Genomic DNA, 23,946 nt, shown 5'->3' with positions numbered 1-23,946 from the left:
ACATTGGGACATTTTCCTTTGTGGTATATTAGGACATTATCATAAATGGTTCATAGGTTATTTCTAATAGAAAAAGAACTTTTTGACATTTACACAGCTGCGTGATAATATGATTATAGAAAAAGAGTGCTACCGATAGACGGTTAGTCCGATATATGATGTGACAAAAATTGCCGCCTAGTTTACCAGACCGGGGCGGCTATTTTTGTGGCTTATTATTATCCTTGCCAAAGGTATATCCAAGACCAAAGCAGGTTAAGCTGAAGCAGTAATGCTATTTCAGGAAATTCAGGCGGTTACCATATGATATGGAGTGCGGGAATGTATTGCCTGGAATGCTCCGTGGATATTATAGTTGGGAATTTTTGCTCCTAACATTAAAAAATTGATTATGGAGGTAAATACCAAGATGAAACTTGATGAATTTACAGAAATGATGACAGGACATTTTGATAACAAGGAGCAGTTTGATAAGATGCAGGCGGAAGGGAAAACATATCCATATGCCGAGCATGTAAATACAATCTGCAATGACAAAATAAAAAATCTTCCGGAGGATTTCAATGGCAGATTTGTTGTTGAAGAAAGCTACTATGAAACGAATGGAAAACGTCATGCATCACCACATCTTTTTCTTATTACAGAAACAGAACAGGGAATTTTACTTTCCTCTTATGAAATTCCAGAAGGAGAAGATAAGAAGGTATTTTCATACGCATCCATGAAGAAGGTTGATTACGCGGAACTGAAAAAATCCGAAAAATTTACTCCCGCACTTTACCATGAAAAGGACGGAATCTGGGAAGGCGGCAGCATAAGCCAGTTTTCGCCGGTAATGATATTTAAACTTTGGGAAAAGTTTTCCGATCGTTGTCTGGAAGTATCTGAAAGTATGGAAGTTAACGGGAAGAGAACTTTTGGATATGATGAACCAATCATTTATAAAAGGGTATAATCAAAGAGCGGCAGATTACAGAAAGCCTTTTTCAAACACGCTCTAATACAGAAATTAGCTCAATGGAGAGTAATGATATGGATAAAACAGATGAAGGTTTACTTGGAAATGAGAAAATCGAGGATGTAATCGCAGCACTTCAGCAGCAGCCAACGCAAGAATTGCTGGCTCATGCACTGACCGTGGTACGAAGACGCATGCGTGAAAACGGTCAGGTAATCATCGCCGTAGAGCCAAACGGGGCAGCTGGTCAGATGAAATTACAGGCAGTAAAAACCTCCGACGGTAAGAACTGGTGGGCGGTTTTTACCAGCTTCGACGAAGAATTGAAAGGCGGCAAAAGTGTTATGTCAACCTTTATGACAGACATTGGAAAATTACTTGAGGCAGCGCTGTCCGAGGAAGAAATCAGCGGCGTGATCATCAATCCCTGGAACAGGACATTGATGCTGGACAAGACATTGATTCGGATCGTGCTTGGAGATGTGACACAGTAAGTTACTGAAAAAGAGAAGAGGAACTGCACGCCCCACTTTGCGGTATATTTCACCCGAATTCGGTTACCGTAGCCCGCTACGGCGTCCTCATCCGGGCGAAATCTCCCACAAATTGTGACGCACATCTTGCAGAAAGCCTTTTTCAAACACGCTTTAGAGTGTGCACAAAATAGGTTTGTGTGAAAAATGCCAGGTAAGAAAATAAAAACGTTTCTTCTGTCCATTGGATAGAGCAGAGCGTGAAAATTCTGCCTGGCAATTTTTTTATTATTAAAATTATTGACAAACGATAATTTTAAGCTATAATTAAATTATAAATTATCGTTTTTCAATAATTCTTATAAACCAGATAAAGAAATCTATAGTAAAGGATTAGATAGTTTAATCCAGCACGATAGCGGATTTTCTCGATATCTGCAAAAAGGAGGTTCCCCATGAAAGAAAGACATTTATTTACCCTCTTATCTGTGGAAGCGGCCGCCTGCGTCCTGTTCTGTATTTTACAGCGCAGCTTATCCGGCCTGTTTTCCACCTTGATCGCATTCCCTTTTGAGCAGATCGGAGCTGGCCTGCGGGTTCTGTCGCTGTCTGGGGCTGTAGGAAATGTGGTCGCAATCATCTTATACATGCTGTTGGGAATTATCCCTGCTGGAATTTGGGGATTCCTGCACTGGCGCAAGAAATCAGAACCCCTGGATTTCATGCTTCTGGTTATCAGCGCTCTTCTTTTTGTAACCCTATACTACATGATCAATCCGGGACTTTTGTCCACCGGAGTGCCAGGCACCGGGAAATGGTCCCTGGGAAGTACCTTCTATTCCGTCCTTCTGGGTTACCTGCTTATCCGTATTTTGCTTCATTATAAGAATGCAGGAACGGAGAAGCTGCAAAAGGGACTTTGGTTCCTTCTTGGCGCTGTGAGCGTGGTATTGGTGTACGGCATCTTTGGACAGGAGCTGGGAGGGCTGCTTCAGAATCTGGAAACGGTACAGAAAGGAAATACAGGCATAGAGCTAAGCGATGGATTTTTTACTTTTTCCAACCTTACCCCCACCTATGTTTTCCTGTTCCTCCACTTTGCAGTCCGTATTCTGCCTTATGTACTGGATATTATAGTTGTTTTCCTGGCGAGAAAGCTTCTGGCTGCAATGAAGGAAGACCTGTATCAGGAAGAGAGTGTAAAACTGGCGGAAAAACTTTCCCACTTTTGCGTGTGGACCTTAGCATCCACTATTGGGCTGGGTGCGGTATTTAACCTACTACAATTGTTTTTCCAGAGCAGCCTTTATCAGATTGAGTATGTGGTGGCGGTCCCGGTATTTTCCCTGGCCTTTGTGCTGGCAGTGCTGTTGTTTGCAAAGTATATAAGGGAAATGCAGAGGCTGAAAGAGGATAATGACCTGTTTATTTAAGCGTATGGAGATATATAAATGATAGCCGGACTGCAAGTGTCTTGATTCGTTATATAGGAAGAAGCAAGGGTATTCAGGTAACGACTCTTAATTTAATATCATTGACTATTTAATATGGAGCGATTTGCAATAATGAAAGGAAATGATTTATGGCAATAAAAGTATGCCTTGAAGACGTATTGAAAGAGCGGGGAATGACGTCCAAGGAATTGTGCAGCCTGGTAAACATCACAGAAGCCAACCTGTCCGTCCTCAGAAGCGGAAAGGCCAAGGGCGTGCGGTTCCACACCATTAACCGGATCTGTTATTTCCTGCAATGCGATGTTGGCGATATCTTAAAATTCGATGGAAATCTGGAGGAGGACGAAAATGAAGATTAGGAAATCAAAATATCACCAAAAATCGGTTAAGGTGGTCCATTGCGGTGCTCTCATCTGGAGAAAATTTTCCACAAATTGTGACGCACATCTTGCAGAAAGATTTTTGAAGGGACGGGAGAACAATCATCTGTTAAAAAGTTTGTTCAAATTATCGGTTATTTTCATGGCCTTTACAGCCAGCGGCTGTACTCTTGCAGTCCCAGAAGCCGGCACAGATGGAAACGGTGACCGCCTGATCGGCGCCTTTATCACCTCCGAATATCTGGACCTGTATGATATGGAAGGCTATCTGAACGACCATGCCGCCTCCCTTATGAACAACAGCAGTATCACCATAGGAAATGACAGCCGTTATGAGGGGAAACTTGTGGCAACTGTGGATAAAGAAGGTGCCCAGTCTTCTTCTGAGTGGAAAATTTCCTTTGGAGACATAAAAGGAGAATACATTTTAATGCCAGTGACCGAAGATGAGGATGGAAATACATCTGTAGGAAATCTTTGCTCCGACGGAGTAGGAGATCCGTATTTGAACTACAACGTTACCGATGATGGAGAAACACAGGAAATCAGCGCCACTGTTTACCAGGTCTCTGGCAAGTCAGAACACACACAGTATGTAAATCCGGTTTTTCAGAAAGAAAACGGGGAAATTTATGCCATGGCTGGAAATGGCTATTCCAACGGTGTGGGAGGCTCAGAAGGAAACACTATGGCAGCTACCCTTTCCGGTGAAACTACTACAGTGGAAAATGGAAAGACTAAGACAGAAGGCTGTAAAGTGACGGTTCAGTTTGCCACTATGTACAAGCCAGTGCGGACCATCATTTACCAGATGAATGAGGCGAATCAGGTATTGAAACAGACTGCCTATAAACCATCTGAGGTGCCGGATAGCTTGAAGGTAGAAGCAGACACTGTCTATATTCTGGCGGAAATCAGAAAGGAAGATACTTCAGGCAAAATGGTGACAACCAGGACAATCCTGAATTTGAATTCGTCAGAGGATGAGGAAACGCAGTACCTGGAGACTTGGTATCCCCTGGATAATGGGCTGATCAGCAAAAAAGATGTAGAGATTGAATATTGAATAAAAATGCCAGGAAAATTAACCTGGCATTTTTGGCGCAATAGGAAATTTCATTGCTATTTAATGTGTTGGTCGTTATTCCGGACGCGATTTTACAATGTATATTCACCGCCGCGCGTCGCAACGTTCCAGCAAGCTAATGACTAACTACGACTAAGACGCTCAGGAAAGCCTTCGCGCCTAAGTCTCCGTAAGTCATGGATCTCGCCTCCACTAAAACCGCTCCTGAAATGCGCGGCTTGCGAATATACATTGCAAAATCGCTGGTTACTGGAAAGGGAAGAAAGAAACAGTAACGACAACAACGGGGGTGGGGTGAAGTAGTTGATATCCCGCAACTATATTGTTTTTTCTAATCTATTGTTGTCAAGAAAGTATAGGGAAATCAATCACTCCCCTCCCCCTCGTTAAAAGTTCTTACTAACCATCAAGTCCCAGCCAGTACACAGCATTTGGGTAATGTGTATTACTCCAGCGAGCCATTTCAGGCGCGCTCTTAGCGTAAGCGAAATCCAGCGCTTACGAAGACTTATGCGTGAGGGCTCTCCCGAACGCATTAGTCGCAGTTAGCGATTAGTTCGCTGGAGCGTTGCGCCGGCGAGTGAGTAATACATATTGTCCAAATGCGTCCCTCCTGAAGAACTTTTCAACACATTCAACACATTAAAGAGGAAAACAGGAAGTCGGATACAGTTGAAGCACCCAGCTGCATCCGATATTTTTTACTCATTTTTCCTTGAAAAAGCAGAATTTGTACAAAATAAATACATAATTCGTACAAAACCAATTCTAAACAATAAAAAGCAATAAAGAATAATAAAAAACAATTGACAACACTACAACACTTTGCTATACTAAAATTACCAAAAAGAGGCGAGCAAAGAGAACATTTTTTATTTATGCAAAGGCGCATGAAACTACATCGTGACTAAGTTGCAAAATAGAAAATGTTTTTTTACTATAAAGCTCCATTTAAACTCTGAACGGCAAAGGCTTACTACCGTACCTGCATAAAGGACGGATAAGAAAGGAGAAAAAACTATGAAAATGATGAAAGCAGCAGTAGCACTTGGAATGGCACTCACCATGACTGTTACAGGTGCATCAGCAGTATTCGCAGAGGGAGAGACACTCAGCGTTGCTACTGATTTCGAGATCAAGACTCTGGTACCGTGGGCTGCATCCGAGGAGAATGCATTCCTGGTACTGAACCAGGCAGAAGAGGGACTGTTCCGTATGGACGAGAACAACCAGCCTCAGCCGGCTCTTTGCGATACTTATGAGGTATCCGATGACAAGCTTACATACACCTTCCACTTAAGAGACGGAATCCAGTGGAGCAATGGTGAGCCTGTAACAGCAGCAGATTTCGTATACGCATGGCTGAAACAGATGAGCGCAGACGCAACAAACGGCTACAGCTTCATTATGACAGACTACATCGTAAACGGTCAGGAGTATAATGAGGGAAGCGTTGAGGCTTCTGAGGTAGGCGTTAAGGCTGTTGACGATCAGACACTGGAAGTTCAGCTGAAGAGCCCGACACCATACTTCCTGAACCTTACTACAATGGATATGTTCTTCCCGGTTAACGAAGCATTCTGTGAAGAGCAGGGCACAAACTTCGCTCTTTCCCCAGACACCATGCTCTATTGCGGACCGTACGTGATCACAGATTATGATCCAGCTGTAGGCGTTACTTTCGCTAAAAACGACAATTACTGGGATAAAGACAACGTAGCAATCGAAGATGCACAGGTTCGTGTAATCAAAGATGCTGCAGCTGCATTAAGCGCATATCAGGCTGGCGAGCTTTCTCAGGTTAAACTTGATTCTGCAAACGTAGTAGCATACAAGGAGGATCCGGAATTCTCCCAGGAGATCGACTTCCGTACAAGCTATGTACAGTTCAACCTTACAGATGACGTAATGAGCAATGTAAACATGAGAAAAGCTATTTCTCTTGCTATGAACAGAAGCGCTCTTACAGATAACATTCTTGCTGATGGTTCTGCACCAGGATTTGGTCTTGTAGCAGACGGCATGAGCGGTGATGGAGAGAAGACATTCCGTGAGCTGAACGGAGATGTTTCCCCATATGATCCGGAGCAGGCAAAAGAGTACTACGACAAAGCAGTTGAGGAGCTTGGAAGCGCACCTTCAGAGGTTACTCTTCTTGTAGCTGATGACTCTGTATCCAAATCCGTTGCAACATTTATCCAGAGTGAGCTTGTTACAACACTTGGTCTGAACGTAGTAATCGATACCAAGACTGTACAGGGACGTGGAGAGCTGATGGATGCCAACAACTATCAGTTTGCTGTAACAGCATGGGGTGCTGACTATGATGACGCTATGACATACCTTGATCTGTGGACAAACGGAACTCCATACCGTGGAAACTACAACGATGCAGATTACAATGCACTGATTTCTGATGCCAAGACTCAGACAGACGATGCAGCTCGTCTTGATGACATGCTGAAAGCTGAGAAGAAGCTGGTTGAGGAAGACGCAGTTGTTGCTCCTGTATACCACAGAGGTTCCGCTGTTCTGACAAAATCCAATGTCAAGAACCTGATCAGCCATCCGATCGGTGTTCCGCTTGAGTTCAAGTACGCTTCCTTCGAATAATCTCTTATTCAGGTGATTGTTGGATATAAACTGGTAGCGAAACAGATCTCAGAGGTTTGCTTCAAATTCAAGTAATATTCCTTAAGGAATAGGTAACGGACCGTATACAGCAGTGGCTTACACAGCCGGTATACGGTCTGTTTTTCACAGAAAGAAAAGGAGTACTGTTCACTACGTGCACAGTAACAGAAAAGGTGATGTCATGCTGAAATATGTATTAAAGCGATTAGGGTACATTCTGGTTACCTTGTGGGTAATTGTAACCTGTACCTTTTTCATGATGAAAAATCTTCCAGGTACACCTTTTGATGCTGAGCGTTTTAGTATTATGACACCTCAGCAGCAGGAACGTGTGCTGGAAATGTATGGATTAAATGATTCTCTTCCAATGCAGTATGTGAAATATATTAAGAACATGCTGAAAGGAGACCTGGGTACTTCCTTTACTTATGTAAACCAGGACGTTTCCAAGGTTATCACAGGTCGTCTCGGACCATCTGCGCTGATTGGTATCCAGGCAGTACTGATCGGACTTGCAATCGGATTAATTTTAGGAATCCTGGCTGCCTGGAAGCACAATAGCGGAATTGATTACTTTACTATGATATTGGCAGTGCTTGGAGTCTCGGTGCCGAACTTTGTCGCCGCAGCCCTTCTTCAGTATTACATAGGTCTGAAATGGGGCGTTCTCCCGGTTGGATTCTGGACTGGCTGGAATTGTTCCGTATTGCCGTCCATTGCGCTTTCGTTCAGTGCAACAGCTATGGTTGCCCGTTTTATGCGTACCGAAATGCTGGATGTACTGGATCAGGATTACATCGTAACTGCAAGAGCCAAGGGGCTGAGCCAGATGAAGGTTCTTATGCGTCATGCAGTCCGCAACTCCATCCTTCCGGTTGTAACCATTTTAGGACCAATCGTAGTAAACCTTATGACAGGATCTCTTGCTGTAGAGAACATCTTCAGTATTCCTGGTATCGGAAGCCTTTTCGTAGACTGTATCAAGGCCAATGACTATCCGGTGATCATGGGTATTACTATTTTCTATGCCGCATTCTATATGCTGATTGTACTGCTTGTTGACCTGGCTTATTCTCTTATTGATCCGAGAATTCGTCTTGCCAAAGGAAAGGAGAGCTGATCGTGGACAAATCAAAAATTGACCGCAGCATGTATCAGAAAGCGAAAGTAGAAGCCTCTGAAAAAGAGCACATCGCAGCTCCTGCTTCCACTATGCTGGCTGACGCATGGATCCGTCTGAAAAAAAACAAGGCAGCAGTTGTAGCATTATTTATTCTGATCGGAATTATCCTGCTTGCCATTTTTGCACCGATCTTCAGTAAATATTCATTTAGAGACACTGATTATAACAATGTATATGGACTTCCAAGTGCAGCACACATTTTTGGTGCTGACCAGTTTGGACGTGACCTGTGGGTACGTACCTGGATGGGAACCAGAATTTCCCTTATGATCGCACTGGTAGCTGCAATCCTGGATCTGGTTGTAGGTGTTCTTTACGGTGCTGTTTCCGCTCTTTTCGGGGGAAAGGTAGACGCTGTTATGCAGCGTATCATTGAGGTACTGGTTGGAATCCCAAGCCTTATCATTGTAATCCTTTTCCTGATGGCATTCCCGGCTGGTGTAGGAACTATTATCGCTGCACTTTCCATTACCGGATGGGTAAACATGGCCAGACTGGTTCGTGCCGAGATCCTGAAACTGAAGAATCAGGAATTCGTACTTGCTTCTCAGGTTCTTGGAACCAGCAAATTCAACATTATTATGAAGGATCTGATCCCGAACACAGTCAGCGTTATCGTAATCAACGTGATGTTCACAATCCCAAGCGCTATCTTTACCGAGGCATTCTTAAGCTTCATTGGTATTGGTCTGGCAGAGCCGCAGGCTTCCCTTGGTGTATTGATCAACGGTGGTTATCAGGTACTGCGAATGTATCCACATGTACTGATTTTCCCGGCAATTGTTATCGTACTGATTATGGTATGCTTCAGTATTCTGGGCGACGGACTTCGTGATGCCCTTGATCCGCAGATGAGAAAGTAGGTACAGCTATGGGAAAAATATTAGAAGTTAAGAATCTTACAGTCCACATCAAGACGCACAAGGGCGTTGTCCAGGCTGTGCGCGGCGTGGATTTTTACCTGAATGAGCAGGAGACACTTGCGGTAGTAGGAGAGTCCGGTTCCGGAAAATCCATTACCATGAAAGGTGTTATGGGAATCCTCCCAAAGAACGGAAAAGTAGTAGAAGGAAGCGTAATGTTCCAGGGTAATGATCTGACTAAATATTCAGAGCGTCAGATGCAGCAGGTGCGCGGAAGCGAGATTGCCATGATCTTCCAGGATCCCATGACTTCCCTGAACCCGACCATGAAGGTTGGAAAACAGATCGAGGAAATGCTGAAAGAGCACCGCAAGGAGATGAGTAAAGCCGACCGTAAGACAAGAGCCATTGAGCTTCTTTCCCTGGTTGGAATCTCCAATCCGGAGGCACGTTACGACCAGTATCCACACCAGCTGTCCGGTGGTATGAGACAGCGAGTTGTCATCGCCATTGCACTGGCCTGTGATCCCAAGGTGCTGATCGCAGATGAGCCGACCACAGCCCTTGATGTAACGATCCAGGCACAGATTCTGGATCTGATGCGCGATCTTCAGAAAAAGATCAAAACATCCATTATCATCATTACCCATAACCTTGGTGTTGTGGCAAATATTGCAGACCGTGTTGCTGTTATGTATGGCGGAAAATTAGTTGAGACAGGAGATGTGGAAGATATTTTCCACAACCCATGTCACGAATATACAAAAGGCCTTCTTCGTTCTATTCCAAAAGCACACGAAAAAGGCGGTGAGCTTCAGGCAATTCCGGGAACTCCTCCGGATCTTATGGAGCCTCCGGTTGGATGTCCTTTTGCGGCAAGATGTAAGGAGACAATGATCGTTTGCCAGAAATACATGCCGGATTATACCGATTGCGGCAAGAATCACAAGTCAGCATGCTGGATGCTTGACGAGATGGCACAGGAGGTAAACTCTGATGAAAAATGATGAAAAGCAGGTACTTCTTGATGTCAAGAACCTGAAGAAATACTTTAATGTTGGAAATAAAAAGATCCTGAAAGCAGTTGATGACATTTCCCTTCAGATTTATAAAGGAGAGACTCTTGGTCTGGTTGGAGAGTCTGGATGTGGTAAATCTACCTTCGGAAGAACTGTTATCCATCTGTATGATCCTACAGATGGTACGGTAACTTTCGATGGAACGAAAATTGACAAGAATCTGGATACAAAGCAGAGACATGAACTTTGCAGAAGAATGCAGATGATTTTCCAGGATCCATATGCATCCCTGAACCCGCGAAGGAAAATTCTGGATATTGTAGCAGAGGGAATTGATGCTCATGGTCTTGCTGCCAATAAAAAAGAACGTGATGCCAAGGTCATTGAGCTTCTGGAAACCGTTGGTCTTCAGGCAGAGCACGCAGATCGTTTCCCTCATGAGTTTTCCGGTGGACAGCGCCAGCGTGTTGGTATTGCACGTGCACTTGCAGTAAATCCGGATTTTATTGTATGCGATGAGCCCATTTCTGCTTTGGACGTTTCCATCCAGGCACAGGTTATCAACCTTCTGGAGCAGCTTCAGAGAGAGCGTGGGCTGACTTACCTGTTTATTGCACACGACCTTTCCATGGTGAAGCATATCAGTGACCGTATTGGTGTTATGTACCTGGGATCTCTTGTTGAGCTTGCTGACAGTGAGGAGCTTTTTGAGAACCCAATGCATCCTTATACCAAGGCTCTTCTTTCTGCAATCCCGATCCCGGATCCGGATATTGAGAAGAACCGTCAGAGAATCATGCTGGAGGGTACACTTCCGAACCCCATTGATCTTGGCGAGGAGTGTAAGTTCTGCAGCCGTTGTCCTGTTTGCAAGGATAGCTGCCATAAGAGCCAGCCGAAGCTTGTTGAGGTAAAACCGGGACATTTTGTTGCCTGCAGTCAGTGCGCAGAGTAATATTTGACGGGCAGATTGTGTATCTATTCAGAAGATATGGAAAGCTAAAAGACTGGCTGTAATATGAAATGTATAGTGCTATATAAGTTATGTTAACCGCTTGAAAGAGCGGGAGATGTGCTTTTGATAAATAAGGCAGCAGAAAACAGGAGGAAGAAGGATGTTCATTGAGGAACGGCAGATAGCCATCGAGAAAGTCCTTCGGGAACAGGGAAAAGTCCGGACCAGGGAGCTGAGCGAAATGTTCCAGGTCACAGAGGACTGCATCCGTAAAGATCTGAAAACTCTTGAGAATGCCGGCAAATTAAAAAGAACTTACGGTGGTGCGATTCTTTCCCAGGATTACCCGCTGGAAAGAGATGTTATCGACAGAAGAAATTATCATGTGGACAGGAAGATGGTGATCGCGGCTAAGGCCATGACGCTGATCAAGGAGCGGGAAGCGATTTTTCTTGATATATCCACAACCAATATTGAGCTTGCCAAGCTTCTTGCGAAATCGAAAATGCAGCTTACCGTAGTGAGCAACATGATCGATATTTTACAGCTGCTTGCGCAAAATCCCAAGATCACAGCCATTGGAACCGGTGGAATCATGTATCCTACAGTAAATGGATTCCTTGGTTCCGCAGCAATCCAGGTGATCCGGCAGTATAGCTTTGACCGGGCATTTATGGGAAGCTGCGGAATTGATATGATGGATCACACCGTTACGACTCTTGGAGTGGAGGACGGACTGACCAAAAAGGCTGCAATTGAAAGCAGCCGTCATAAATATGCCGTGATGGAGCGGGAGAAATTTTATTTTAATGAATCTTATAAATTTACACAGCTTGATGAACTGGACGGGATCATCACAGATGAATTCCCAGATCAGTCGGTGCAGGATATGCTGGATTCCCTTGGAGTAACGCTCTATTAAGAGACAGCAGCTCAGGAATGCAGCAACAAAGTGACAAGACCGGCGGGCTTGGGAATAATTTGTGGAATTTTCAGAATGCAAAGCATTGCGATAGCTGCAATGTGATAGTATCAGGCTGGGTGAAAGGAAAAAGAGGATATGAGCAAATTTACTTTGGAGGTTTGTGCAGATTCGGTGGAATCCGTACTTGCCGCAGAGAAAGGCGGAGCAGACAGGATCGAGCTTTGCGGAAATGTGGTGATTGGAGGAACAACTCCATCAGAGAGTCTTTTCCGCGAGATCCGCAGGCATAGTGATATTAAGATCCATGCACTGATCCGTCCAAGATTTGGTGATTTTTGTTATACTGAATATGAATTTGATATTATTCGTTCAGAAGTGAGAAGATTCCGGGAGCTGGGTGCCCAGGGAGTTGTAATCGGTATGCTAAGACCGGATGGCTCCCTGGATATGGAGCATCTGGCACAGCTTATGGAGGAAGCGAAGGGGATGTCTGTAACTTTGCACAGGGCTTTTGACGTGTGCAGGGATCCAATGGAGGCACTGGAGCAGGCCATTTCTCTTGGTTTTAACACCATTCTTACATCTGGACAGAAGAATAACTGTGTGGATGGTTCGCCGTTGCTTGCAGAGCTGGTGGAAAAGAGTGCCGGTCGTATTCACATTATGGCTGGTGCAGGAGTGAATGCAGACGTGATTGCTCCAATCTATGAGAAAACTGGAATCATAGATTATCATATGACGGGCAAGGTTTTGCTGGACAGTGAGATGAAGTACCGCAAAGAGGGCGTGAGTATGGGACTGCCTTCTTTGAGTGAGTATGAGATTTTCCGCACCAGTGAGGCTGAGGTGAAAAAGGCCCGGGAAGTTTTAGCAAGGCTTTGAGGCTGGGACGTTCTTTCACAAAAAAAGAACAATTTTTTCGTGAAAGGGCGTTTTTTCTATTTAAAGTAGGAGGATGAATAGATGTTTCTTCAGAACAGTCAGAGGAAGATTGAAGAAGAATTTTTGAAATTAGCAGAGAAGCTTGGGGCGGACAGGGAGCCGCTGAAGACGATTTGTGAGAAACTGGATGGGTGCGGCAGAGAACTGGGGCTGGCAATGAAGTATTTGTATGTGACCGCGCCTTATAGTGATCTTGTGAATTATACTTTTGAGGAGATTCAGGATTTCGCAAGCCATGGACTGTTTCTTTATAATACTCTGGAACGTGTGAAAGAGCTGCCGGAGGAGATGTTTTTGAATTATATTTTGGATCACAGAGTGAATGAAGAAGAGGTACTCCCATGTCGAAGCTTTTTCTGGAATGAATTAAAGGATAGAATTGAAGGAAAAAATGCGAAAGATGCGGCAATTGAGGTAAATTACTGGTGTGCGGAGGAAGCTACTTATCATAGTGGTGATGACCGTACACTTCCGGCACTTACGGTATATCGAAGAGGTTACGGACGCTGCGGTGAGGAGTCTGTTTTTCTGGTAAATGCACTTCGCAGTGTGGGAATTCCGGCGCGGCAGGTGTATGTGCCAAGGTGGTCCCACTGTGATGACAACCACGCATGGGTGGAGCTTTGGTGTGACGGAAAATGGTATTTCACAGGCGCATGTGAGCCGCTTATGATCCTGAATAAGGGGTGGTTTACCAATGCTTCTTCCAGAGCAATGATGGTGCATTCCCGCCTGTTTGATCTTTTCCCGGCAGAGGGGGAGGATGTGATTGGCAAAGAAGGTGCGGCGGTTATGCTGAACCAGACTGCGCGTTATGCTAAGGTGAAAACAGTTTCTGTAAAAGTGACAGATAAAGAGGGTGCGGCTGTAAAGGGCGCTCAGGTGCAGTTTCTGGTATTGAATATGGGAGAGTATTTTCCCATTGCAAAGGCAGAGACAGACGAAGATGGAACCGTTTCTTTAGTGACCGGTTTGGGAAGTGTAAGAGTTCTGGCGTTCCTTCCGGGAATGGAAGGATTTGCACAGGCAGATCTGGATACCAGAGCGCAGGATGAGATTTCCCTGATTCTTACTGGTGAGACTGTGGAAGCTGAGGATTGGAGAACTGTAGATGTAATTGCTCCAGTTGACACCCCGGTGAACCCGGACATGCCTACCCCGGAGCAGAAAGCAGAAGGAACCAGACGACTGAATGAAGCAAACAAGATCCGTAAAGAAAAGAAGGAGAACTGGGTGAACCCGGAACTGACTGCTTTTCTTGCAGGCGAGGATGAGAAGGAACTTCGCCAGGCAATGGTGGATGTACTTTCGGAGAAAGACCACACAGACTGTGTTTGCAATGTATTGGAAGAGCATTTGGAATATGGCAAGCAGTGTGCAAAAGAATTTAAAACGAAGTCTGGTACTGGGAAATGTGGCGAAAAAGAAATGAATGGCGCAGATCGCTTCACTCAAGGCGCTGAGAGTGCTAATGCAGAGTGCAGTAACTATAAAGCTGAAAAATCTGCGGCATATACAAGAGCTACAGGTGCAGAGTCCGGCTATAATTTTTATATCAATTACGTATTAAATCCCCGTGTGGAGGATGAGCTTCTTCGTCCATACCGAAAGGGCATTCTCTCCTTCTTCACAGAAGAGCAGAAAGCAGACTTCCGCACAAATCCGGCAGAAATCTGGAATTATATCCAGGCGCACATCACCGCCTACCCGGACAACGAGCGCGAAACTGTAATGGAAACCCCATACGAATGCCTGGTATCCGGAATTGGTACCCAGCGTTCCCAGAAGGTACTTTTCGTGGCAATTGCCCGCACATTGGGAATCCCGGCAAGATTGAACCCGGATAATAAAGTGATGGAATATTGGGAAAATAATCAGTTTGTTCCTGTCCTGAAACAGCAGGAGGGCGGCGCAGTTCTCACACTGAGAAAAGAAGCAGATGCTGTATGGAACTACTATCAGAACTGGACAATGGGGCGTCTGGTTGGAAATGAGTACGTTTCCCTGAACCTTACAGGCAGAAGCTGGGAAGAGAACACTTTGGAGCTTGCATTGATTCCGGGAACCTACCGGATTATCACCACCAACCGTCTTCCTAACGGAAATCAGTTTGCATGGGAGAAAACATTTACGATAAAAGAAGGCGGACAGAGAGAAGAAACCTTGCGTCTCCGCGAAGCTCAGCTTGGGGATATGCTGGAGCGTATTTCCCTTCCGGAGTTTGAGGTAAAAGATTCTGCCGGAAACACAGTAACCTGCGCTGAGTTAACCAAAGGCGGCAAGAAAATTCTCATGTGGCTGGAAGAGAGCCGGGAGCCTACGGAACATATTTTGAATGAAATGCTGGAACATGCAGAAAAATTCCACGAATTTGAAAATTCCATCTCCTTCATGATTCGTACTCCGGAAGCCAAGCAGGATCCTCTTCTGGCAAAAGTGCTGAAGATGTTCCCGAATGTTTCCATCTATTACGATTCCTTTGAAGAAAACATTGAACTTCTGGGAAGAAGAATGTACGTTGATCCAGACAAGCTTCCGCTAATTCTGGTAACTAATGGCGAGTCTGTAGGGATTTATGCAACCAGCGGCTATAATGTTGGAACTGGCGATATGTTGATCCGTATTATGGAAGAAGTGCCGGAAGTATAAATTGCATTTAAAAGAAGATATAGTAGTTTTTGAAGTATATAGTAGAATTTCTAAGAAATATAGAGATGGTTTTCTTTGTGCTCTAGAGGTGCGCAGCAAAGCATAATAAGGAAAATTGCAAGGCCTCTGAATGTAGCGCATTAAATAGGAGTAAATCGGAAGCCATCTCTAAATGGAGTAAATTATGAATAAATACACAGAAATTCACCCAAATGGACAACGCGCGTATCAGTTTGTAGCTGACACGGCATACGTCCGTGAATCCGGCACTAAGGGGGAGCACAAAGCAGCTGAATACATTTTGAAGGAAGCGGAGCAGGCAGCAGCCCAGACGGGAAAGTCTGTCTACATTCAGACACCCCGCATGGAATTTTTCCAGTGTCCGGATTTTCAGCAGAAAAAGGCAGAGCTGGTAATCTGCCAGCCTTATAAGAAGGCTTATCCGGTGCGTGCCTACCTGAATGGCGCCTGCACCCTGGAAGAGGGCATCACAGCACCATTTCTCTTCGTGGGAAAAGGAGATGACATCAGTCTTTCCCAGGCAAAAGGGGCAGTTGTGCTGGTCTGCGATCCTATTCGTGAAGATACGATAAATAAAATAAAAGCAGCAGGTGCACTTGGCTTTGTAACCGTATGCGGCACGCCGCTGGATCAGGGGGAAGACCGGATTCCAACCCAGTACCGCCGCAAGGCAGGTGATCTTCCAGGCGCATCTGTCCATTACCTGGATGCAGTGGAAATCGTGGAAAAACAGGCATCTCAGTGCTGCCTGAACATTCAGCAGAGCGAGATTTCCCGCAATTCCGCCAATGTGGCAGTACGCATTCTGGGAACTGATTTTCCAGAAGAAATCGTTACGGTAACGGCTCATTATGATTCTGTTCCGGAAGGCCCTGGTGCATATGACAATATGTCCGGCGGAGCCATGGTGATGGAAGCTTTTCATCATTTCGCAGAGCACAGACCAGCCAGAACTATGGAGTTCATCTGGTTTGGCTCCGAGGAAAAAGGGTTGGTTGGAAGCCAGAATTATGTGAAATCCCATGAAGGAGAAATGAGCAGCCATGTGTTTAATCTGAATGTAGACCTGGCAGGGCAGCTCCTGGGAGGAAACGTTCTGGGAGTAACTGCAGATCCGACTGTCTGTGCAGAACTGAAAAACCTCATGGAAGAAAATCAGCTGGGTGTTACCATCAAAAATCAGGTCTGGGCCAGCGATTCCAATACTTTCGCATGGAAAGGTGTGCCAGCGCTTACCTTAAACCGTGACGGCTTTGGCATGCATACAAGACACGATACAGTAGAATATATATCTCCTCGCGCACTGGAAGAAGGGGCGAAAACTCTCTGCACAGCAGCTGCATGGGTGGCAAACGAGCCAGAACTTTCCTTTGAACGGGAAATTCCAGAGGATATGAAGAGAGAACTGGAAAAGTATTTTGCCTAATGTTACAGGAAAGGACATTATAAAATGAACAAAGTAATCGAAGAAAGAACAAAACGTACCGAATGGTACCGTGACGCCCGTTTCGGCATGTTTATTCACTGGGGACTTTATGCAATCCCTGCCAGAGGAGAATGGGTGCGCAGCATGGAGCAGATTCCACATGAGGACTACTGCCATCTCACAGAAGAGTTCACAGCTGAGAATTACAACCCAAGAGAGTGGGCGCGTCTTGCGAAAAAGGCGGGCATGAAATATGCTGTGCTCACAGCCAAACACCACGACGGCTTCTGCCTTTTTGACACCAAACTTACTGACTACAATTCCATGAACGCAGCCTGCCACAAAGACCTGGTAAAAGAGTTCCTGGAGGCATTCCGTGCAGAAGGAATCAAAGTAGGTCTGTATTTTTCTATTATAGACTGGCGCCACCCGGATTTCCCACACTATGGGGATATGCACCATCCAATGCGCAACCATCCGGAATGCTCCAATGAAAACCGCGATTTCGACCGCTATCTGGAATTTATGTTTGGGCAGATCAAAGAGCTTCTTACCAATTATGGTAAGCTGGATCTGATGTGGTTCGACTTCTCCTACGGCGATATGAAGTGCGACAAATGGAAAGCCCAGGAGCTGATTTCCATGGTGCGTTCCATCCAGCCCTGGCTGATCATTGATAACCGTCTGGAGGGCAGTGCTGAGGATTCCGGTTCTATCCTTACTGCAAATCCTACCGAATATTCCGGTGATTTCGCATCTCCGGAGCAGATGATCCCACCAGCAGGAATCCGCAATGAGCTTGGTAATCCGGTACCATGGGAAGCCTGCCTGACCCTGAATAACAATTGGGGCTATTCCTCCAGTGACCGTCATTATAAATCAGCTGAAATGGTCATCCACATGCTGGTTGAGTGTGTCAGCAAGGGCGGCAACCTGCTCCTGAATGTGGGGCCTGATGCAAAAGGCCGTATTCCGAAGGAGTCTGTGAAGATTCTGGAAGAAGTAGGAGAGTGGATGGACGAGAACTCCAAGAGCATCTACGGCTGTGGCTATGCTGAAATCGATAAACCGGAATGGGGCCGTTACACCCGCAACGGAAATAAGATCTACGCCCACGTTATGGAGCCCCAGGCAGGAGCAATCCCTCTCACCGGAATCCACGGCAAGATCAAAAAACTCCGCCGTCTTTCCGACAATTCCGAGGTAAAGCTTACGGATTACTGGAACCTGAAGGAATACTCCCAGAATCAGTTCTTCTTCCTCAACGCTGACACCTGCGACAGCTACCCGCTTCCGGATGATCGGGATACGGTTGTGGAAGTAACGCTGGAAGAAACTGAAGAATAAACAGATATAAGCAGATATAAAAAGAAATAAACAGAAATAAACAGAAATAAACAGAAAGGGACTGCCGGGAAATGGCAGCCCCTTTTTGGATTTATAAGAAAGCCCATCTCTGGCACTTTCCTGAACCGAGTAGTGTTTATACGAAAGCTAGAGCGTGTTTGAAAAATCATTCCTGCAAATTGCGAAGCACATCTTGCAGAAAGCCTTTTATCCAATACACTCTAAAGTGAAAGTCTATTTTTTACTCTTTAAAACATTTCGCACGATCATACAAATGAGAATGGTAACCACCATATCTGGCAGTGTATTTCCCACAGGAATATCAATTCTCATTAAAATTCGGTACAGCACAAATCCGATCACCCAGATTACCGCATTTGTTATGTCAACCGCTTCGCCCAGGCTGTCAGCACGCTTCAGAAGGAAGAAATCGGCAATCTGAATGGCAATCATCGGTGCAAATACAGAACCGATGAGATACAGGAAATCGGTAATGTTGTCCATTGGATATACAATTGCAGCAATTGTTCCGATGATGGTTACGGCAATTGCGGCATATTTTCCATTAATTTTGGAAAATACAGATTCAGATGAAATTCCGGCGGAGTAAGCATCCAGGAATGTGGTGGTAACAGTGGAAAATACAATGATCAGAAGGCCTGCAATTCCCAGTCCGGCTTTCACCATAATCTGAGCAATGTCGGATTCACCGGTATAAATCGCTGCACCCATACCGATTACATACATCCAGCAGCTTACAAGACCGTAAACAATAGAGCTTACAGCAGTTGCTTTCACTGGCTCCTTCGCCTCGCGGGTATAATCACTGATCAGCGGCAGCCAGGACAGTGGCATTGCAACAGAAAGCTCAACCGCAGCACCAAAGGACATGGCTTCCTCGCCAATGGCAAGTGCAGTCCCGCCATCAAAGAAGATGAGCTTGCAGAGTACCAGTGTAAGGATAAAAAGTGCTGCCATAGCGATGGTGTTGATTTTTCCAAGGTTTGTGATGCCGATAAAAATCCACAGTACGATCAGTGCACCGATTACCAGACACCATACCCAGCTTCCGGTATGTAACACACCGTTTGCGGCCAGAGCTCCGTCGTAGATCATAATAGCAGTCCAGCCAACCAGCTGAAGTACATTCAGGAAGGAGAAGAAAATCCCGCCCTTTTCCCCAAAGCTCATTTTTACGGTTTCCATTGCACTGCGGCGTGTTTTTCCGCCGATCACTCCGGCGAGGAAAAGCATGGTACAGCCAATAATATGTCCGATGATAATGGCAAGAAGACCTTTTCCAAAGCCAAGTGAGGCAAAATAGGTTCCGGTGAGGATTTCCGCCAGGGAAACACCAGCGCCAAACCAGATCAGGCCGTTTTCAAAAATGGAAGTACGTTTTTCAGTCATGTTATTTTGCCTCCTTATCAGCGGCTTCTGCCGTAATCTCGTCATGTGACAGTGTGAATTCATTTTTTATTGCAAATCCGTGATCCATAGGACCACTGCCTTTTCCAAGATCCAGCATAGCAGCAAGTGCTCCGGAAATATATTTCTTTGCCCTCTCCACGGAAGTATCCAGGTCAAATCCCTTTGCCAGATTAGAAGCAATGGCACTGGATAAGGTACATCCTGTTCCGTGAGTGTTTGGATTGTTGATCCGCTTTCCCTGGAACCATTTGTAATCGCCTTTGCGCCACAGAAGGTCATTAGCGTCATTCAGCTGATGACCACCCTTGCAAAGCACTGCACAGCTGTATTTCTCCCCGATGGCAGCAGCGGCTTTGATCATATCCTCGGCAGTTTCTATTTTCATTCCGGACAGAACCTCTGCCTCCGGAATATTCGGTGTCAGGACTGTGGCCATTGGAAGAAGCTGACTTTTAAGGGCTTCAATGGCTTCATCATTGATCAGCTTGGCTCCGCTTGTAGCGACCATAACCGGGTCTACTACAATGTTCTTTGCTTCATACTGGCGAAGTTTTTTCGCAATGGTTTCAATCAATGCGCTGGAAGATACCATTCCAATCTTCACTGCATCCGGATAAATATCTGTAAAAATATTATCCAGCTGGTCGGCCAGAAATTCTGGCGTTGCTTCCATAATACCTGTTACACCGGTAGTATTCTGTGCGGTAAGTGCGGTAATCGCACTCATGGCATATACTCCATTGCTGATCATTGTCTTGATATCAGCCTGGATACCGGCGCCTCCGCTGGAGTCACTTCCAGCGATTGTTAATGCTGTTCTCATAATTTTCTTCCTTTCTCTTGGCCTTGTTTGAAGCAGTTTCCACGAGTTATGAGTTATAACGTGAAAAAATCTTTTTACAAACCGGCACTGTTGTTATGTATGCATTAATTTTATATAGCGTCCGAAAGTGGTGCCCCCAGCCGAACGCTGCATTGCTGCCATATGAAAAAAGAGACACCCCAATGAGGTGTCTCCGAAAAAAATCAAACCCATGATGACTTCCTACGGCGGCATTATCCGCATCAGGTAATAGGGTCGAAATTCACAATTTCCTCTCAGCCTGTGTACAAGCTCCCCTGTTCTTTTGTTATTATAGTAATAATGGGAAAAATTGTCAATAAGGTGTTGGAATACAATAAATACCAAGCGTGAAAATCGTTTACGCTAACTCCACAACCAGCACCTGATATCCATGCAGCTTAACTGAATTTCCATCCAGAACCATATCCGGGTAGTTATTGATCAGCACCTTTTTGCATTCTGATGGAAGTGTAATTTCCTGCTCATCCCACTGATAATTGCCAACCACAAGTAAAGTTTTATCTCCTTTACGGTAGTATGCCATTAAATTATGCCGGTCTTCCATAAAGGGCTCCAGAGCACCATACACAACGGTTTCTTTATATTCCGGATCCTTGCGAAGAGCGATCAGTTTCTTATAGAAATTAAGTACGGAATTTGGATCAATCGTCTCTTTTTCCACATTAATTGCGGTATAATTGGAATTTACCCGAAGCCACGGTGTACCAGCTGTAAATCCGGCATTTTCCTCACCAGTCCACTGCATGGGGGTACGGGCATTGTCGCGGCTGCGGCGGGCAACAGCTTTCAAAGCTGCTTCCGGGGTAAGTCCGGCGTCAAGTGCAACTTTATATTCATCCAGAGTTGAAATATCATCTACCTCGTCAATTGATTTGAACGGGATATTTTCCATGCCAAGCTCCTGTCCCTGATAAATAAAGGGAAGTCCACGAAGCATGAAATTCAATGCTGCCAGCATTTTTTTGCTTGTGTCACAGCAATCACCTTCTGGAATATAGTGACTGACACCGCGAGGTTCGTCATGATTCTCGATAATATTGGAAACGAATCCGAAATCCCCCATTTTGGCCTGTGTCTCAAAACAGCAGCGCTTGTAGTCGTCAGGTGTGATTTCTTTGCAATCGTACCAGCCTTTTTCAGAACCTCCGAAAATAGTTTCGTTAAAGTCGAACATAGAAGAAAAATAACCATTGTTTCCAATAAAATCCGGGAGCTCTTCGTCTTTTGCGTTGAAAACCTCACCTACGGAAAAAGCATCGTGAGGCTTGAAGGTGCGGTCACGCATTTCTCCAAGAAATTCTCCGATTCCGGTAGCTTCCTCCAGCATTTTATTGATGCTGCAGAGTCCGTCCTCACGATCAGGCTCATAATCATGCATAGGAAGAGCTTTTTTGATATTAATGATAGCATCAATGCGGAAACCGCCAAGACCCTTGTCCAGCCACCAGTTAATATTTTTATATACTTCCTCACGGAGCTCTGGATTTTCCCAGTTCAGGTCAGGCTGCTTTTTATGAAAAACATGAAGGTACTGTTTGTTGGTGCCAGGCAGATCCTCCCATACCGAACCTCCGAAATAGGAGCGCCAGTTAGTAGGAAGCTTACCATCTTCTTTGTCTCTTAAATAGAAGAAACGGCCGTATTTTCCATCCGGATCTTTACAGGCTTTTTTAAACCATTCGTGCTCATCAGAGCAGTGGTTTACAACCAGATCCATGACAATATACATGTCCCGCTTCTTTGCTTCTGCGATAAGGCGGTCCATATCCTCCATAGTTCCGAATCGCGGGTCAATGTCGTAATAATCGGAAATATCGTATCCCTGGTCGGCAAGAGGGGAGCGATAGCAGGGGGAAAGCCAGACAATGTCAACCCCCAGCTCCTTTAAATAATCCAGTTTCTCAATAATTCCCGGCAGATCGCCGATTCCATCACCGTTTGTGTCATAAAAGCTTTTCGGATAAATCTGATAGGCTACTTTATCCTGCCACCATTTTTTTTTCGTGCTATTCATTTATGTCTCCTTATATATAATGATTATCTTTGAACTAAGTACATTATACATACATGAAAAAGAAAATACTTCCCTTAATTTGATTAAAAAATACGAAATTTTGACCAGAGATTGTTTGGAAAATCATTTCGTACATAGGGGGGGCAAGCGTGTTTTATAAGGAAGGATTCTCAATCCCCTGGCTGTGTTTCCGATATTGCAGAGGTGTGGTTCCTGTATATTTGCGAAATTCTCTGAGAAAATTCCCCATATTGTTATAACCACAGTCCAGACATATCTCGGTCACTGGAAGACTGCTGTCTTTTAATAAACGTACTGCCTGGCGGATGCGATATTCATTCAGGTATTCTATGGGAGACATGCCGATTGCTTTTTTAAAAAAACGGCAAAAGTATTGCTCATTGAGTCCGATCAGGGATGCCAGATCGCGGATATAAATTTTTTCCTGGTAATGGTCGCGGATGTAAGTGATTGTGGTTTTTATGGTCTCGACCCTGTGGTCATCAGATTTTTCAGTCTGGGAAAAAAGCTGGCGATTGGAAAAATCTGCAAAAATATTTAACAGGGAAGCCTTGATCAGAAGCTGATCTGCCAGGCCGACAATGGCATTTCCAGAAGCGCGGAATAAATTTATATGTAAGGAATCATGAAGCTCTTCCAATTGTTCAGAAAAGCTGCAGCGGTAAAATGCGTTAGTGATGTTCTGGAACTGCTCCTTTATAATAGGAAAAACAGGATGGTTTGCAGAAATACATCTTGGAAAAATCAGACGTCCGTTTTGCAATGGCTGGACAAGCTGAGTCTGAACCGTATCGTAAAAAGGAGAGCAGAGCAGTTCCGGTTGGAAAACGACAGCGTATTCCATGGAGACTTCTTTTGAGCGTGCACGTATGCTGTGCAGTTCGCCGGGATTAATAAAGTAAAAACATTCTGAAGATACATCAAATGTTTCCATATTAATATCTAAGGTGAAGATTCCACCGGGAAAGTAAATAATCTCGACCTCCTCGTGCCAATGGTGCTTAACCAGGATTCCGTGTCCGCTTAGTTTTAAACGGTAAAAAGCACAGGGAAAAGCCTGGGAGCCATGAGGATTTGTTTCTTTTAATGCTGGTGATTGCTGCTGATACATAGAAACCTCCAAACTGGGGAAAGGGTATAAAATAATGAATTTGTTGCATGTATTGACGCTATCATGTCTGAGGGCGAAAGTCAATGATTGAAGAAAAAGGATCTTGAAAATAATGTTATAAAAAAATATAAATTTTTTTGTAAAAAGTGCTTGACGATTCCTTGCGGCAGTGGTATAGTAAACAAGCT

The 23,946-nt window shown here is 44.8% G+C and carries 19 protein-coding genes, 2 pseudogenes and 1 riboswitch; of the genes and pseudogenes, 16 read left to right on the top strand and 5 right to left on the bottom strand.

All coding sequences use genetic code 11. The features are described 5' to 3' along the window. Positions 1 to 409 precede the first annotated feature (409 nt). From LIZ66_RS17175 to LIZ66_RS19645, 3 genes and pseudogenes are all read left to right on the top strand, one after another. Positions 410 to 955 carry a hypothetical protein gene (locus tag LIZ66_RS17175; protein WP_118583330.1) on the top strand — a complete coding sequence of 182 codons (546 nt, stop codon included), beginning with the start codon at positions 410 to 412 and terminating at the stop codon, positions 953 to 955. Positions 956 to 1,032: 77 nt separating this feature from the next. After that, complete coding sequence (locus tag LIZ66_RS17170) at positions 1,033 to 1,452, top strand: SseB family protein (RefSeq protein WP_227201089.1); 420 nt, start codon at positions 1,033 to 1,035, stop codon at positions 1,450 to 1,452. Positions 1,453 to 1,475: 23 nt separating this feature from the next. Next, positions 1,476 to 1,559: pseudogene (locus tag LIZ66_RS19645) on the top strand (DUF6783 domain-containing protein); the annotation flags it as partial. Here LIZ66_RS19645 and LIZ66_RS19640 read toward each other — a convergent pair. Beyond that, positions 1,533 to 1,676 (bottom strand): annotated as a pseudogene (locus LIZ66_RS19640) (DUF6783 domain-containing protein); the annotation flags it as partial. The pseudogenes LIZ66_RS19645 and LIZ66_RS19640 overlap by 27 nt on opposite strands. Before the next feature lie 210 nt (positions 1,677 to 1,886). On the opposite strand from LIZ66_RS19640, the gene LIZ66_RS17165 reads away from it, so the two are divergent. The 13 genes from LIZ66_RS17165 to LIZ66_RS17105 all read left to right on the top strand — a co-directional run bounded on the left by LIZ66_RS17165 (position 1,887) and on the right by LIZ66_RS17105 (position 18,316). Beyond that, entirely contained in the window at positions 1,887 to 2,864 is a 978-nt protein-coding gene (locus tag LIZ66_RS17165) for a hypothetical protein (RefSeq protein ID WP_227201088.1), read from the top strand. Between the two features lie 149 nt (positions 2,865 to 3,013). Continuing rightward, positions 3,014 to 3,244 (top strand): helix-turn-helix domain-containing protein, encoded by a 231-nt coding sequence (locus LIZ66_RS17160; protein ID WP_118583284.1) that lies wholly within the window; start codon positions 3,014 to 3,016, stop codon positions 3,242 to 3,244. Next, entirely contained in the window at positions 3,234 to 4,331 is a 1,098-nt protein-coding gene (locus LIZ66_RS17155; protein ID WP_227201087.1) for a DUF6783 domain-containing protein, read from the top strand. The genes LIZ66_RS17160 and LIZ66_RS17155 overlap by 11 nt, the downstream gene beginning before the upstream one ends. Positions 4,332 to 5,372: 1,041 nt before the next feature. Continuing rightward, positions 5,373 to 6,965: a peptide ABC transporter substrate-binding protein gene (locus LIZ66_RS17150; protein ID WP_226855268.1), complete on the top strand. Its 1,593-nt coding sequence runs from the start codon at positions 5,373 to 5,375 to the stop codon at positions 6,963 to 6,965. 175 nt (positions 6,966 to 7,140) lie between these two features. Continuing rightward, positions 7,141 to 8,106 carry an ABC transporter permease gene (locus LIZ66_RS17145; protein ID WP_226815284.1) on the top strand — a complete coding sequence of 322 codons (966 nt, stop codon included), beginning with the start codon at positions 7,141 to 7,143 and terminating at the stop codon, positions 8,104 to 8,106. A gap of 2 nt (positions 8,107 to 8,108) precedes the next feature. Next, the gene (locus LIZ66_RS17140; protein WP_226815283.1) at positions 8,109 to 9,032 is read left to right on the top strand and encodes an ABC transporter permease; all 924 of its coding nucleotides are present in this window, start codon (positions 8,109 to 8,111) and stop codon (positions 9,030 to 9,032) included. A gap of 8 nt (positions 9,033 to 9,040) precedes the next feature. Then, a complete protein-coding gene (locus LIZ66_RS17135) occupies positions 9,041 to 10,039 on the top strand; it encodes an ABC transporter ATP-binding protein (RefSeq protein WP_118584033.1) in 999 nt (332 codons plus the stop codon). Further along, positions 10,029 to 11,006 carry an ABC transporter ATP-binding protein gene (locus LIZ66_RS17130; RefSeq protein ID WP_148463621.1) on the top strand — a complete coding sequence of 326 codons (978 nt, stop codon included), beginning with the start codon at positions 10,029 to 10,031 and terminating at the stop codon, positions 11,004 to 11,006. Before LIZ66_RS17135 ends, LIZ66_RS17130 begins: the two co-directional genes overlap by 11 nt. A 160-nt stretch (positions 11,007 to 11,166) precedes the next feature. Beyond that, positions 11,167 to 11,928, top strand: a complete 762-nt coding sequence (locus LIZ66_RS17125) for a DeoR/GlpR family DNA-binding transcription regulator (RefSeq protein ID WP_148463620.1) — start codon at positions 11,167 to 11,169, stop codon at positions 11,926 to 11,928. Positions 11,929 to 12,066: 138 nt separating this feature from the next. After that, entirely contained in the window at positions 12,067 to 12,813 is a 747-nt protein-coding gene (locus tag LIZ66_RS17120; RefSeq protein ID WP_227201086.1) for a copper homeostasis protein CutC, read from the top strand. Positions 12,814 to 12,894: 81 nt separating this feature from the next. Further along, a complete protein-coding gene (locus LIZ66_RS17115) occupies positions 12,895 to 15,522 on the top strand; it encodes a transglutaminase domain-containing protein (protein WP_173716704.1) in 2,628 nt (875 codons plus the stop codon). A 184-nt stretch (positions 15,523 to 15,706) separates the two neighbouring features. Next, on the top strand, positions 15,707 to 16,969 hold the full coding sequence (locus LIZ66_RS17110) for a M28 family metallopeptidase (protein WP_173716703.1): 1,263 nt from the start codon (positions 15,707 to 15,709) through the stop codon (positions 16,967 to 16,969). 24 nt (positions 16,970 to 16,993) lie between these two features. Continuing rightward, entirely contained in the window at positions 16,994 to 18,316 is a 1,323-nt protein-coding gene (locus tag LIZ66_RS17105) for an alpha-L-fucosidase (protein ID WP_173770380.1), read from the top strand. Positions 18,317 to 18,550: 234 nt separating this feature from the next. Here the strand turns inward: LIZ66_RS17105 and cytX are convergent, their stop codons facing one another. The 4 genes from cytX to LIZ66_RS17085 all read right to left on the bottom strand — a co-directional run bounded on the left by cytX (position 18,551) and on the right by LIZ66_RS17085 (position 23,758). Beyond that, entirely contained in the window at positions 18,551 to 19,726 is a 1,176-nt protein-coding gene (gene cytX, locus LIZ66_RS17100) for a putative hydroxymethylpyrimidine transporter CytX (RefSeq protein WP_173716701.1), read from the bottom strand. Between the two features lies 1 nt (position 19,727). Next, positions 19,728 to 20,570: a bifunctional hydroxymethylpyrimidine kinase/phosphomethylpyrimidine kinase gene (thiD, locus tag LIZ66_RS17095; protein WP_173770379.1), complete on the bottom strand. Its 843-nt coding sequence runs from the start codon at positions 20,568 to 20,570 to the stop codon at positions 19,728 to 19,730. A 202-nt stretch (positions 20,571 to 20,772) separates the two neighbouring features. Next, positions 20,773 to 20,878, bottom strand: a riboswitch (TPP riboswitch). 71 nt (positions 20,879 to 20,949) lie between these two features. Beyond that, positions 20,950 to 22,626 (bottom strand): alpha-glucosidase, encoded by a 1,677-nt coding sequence (locus LIZ66_RS17090; protein ID WP_227201085.1) that lies wholly within the window; start codon positions 22,624 to 22,626, stop codon positions 20,950 to 20,952. Positions 22,627 to 22,780: 154 nt separating this feature from the next. Further along, on the bottom strand, positions 22,781 to 23,758 hold the full coding sequence (locus LIZ66_RS17085) for an AraC family transcriptional regulator (RefSeq protein WP_227201084.1): 978 nt from the start codon (positions 23,756 to 23,758) through the stop codon (positions 22,781 to 22,783). Positions 23,759 to 23,946: the final 188 nt, after the last annotated feature.

This window comes from Blautia faecis (genome assembly GCF_020554845.1).
GTDB classification, from domain to species: domain Bacteria; phylum Bacillota; class Clostridia; order Lachnospirales; family Lachnospiraceae; genus Blautia_A; species Blautia_A faecis.
The sequence above is the reverse complement of the archived record's forward strand: the minus strand, read 5'-3'. Positions and strand labels throughout refer to the sequence as shown.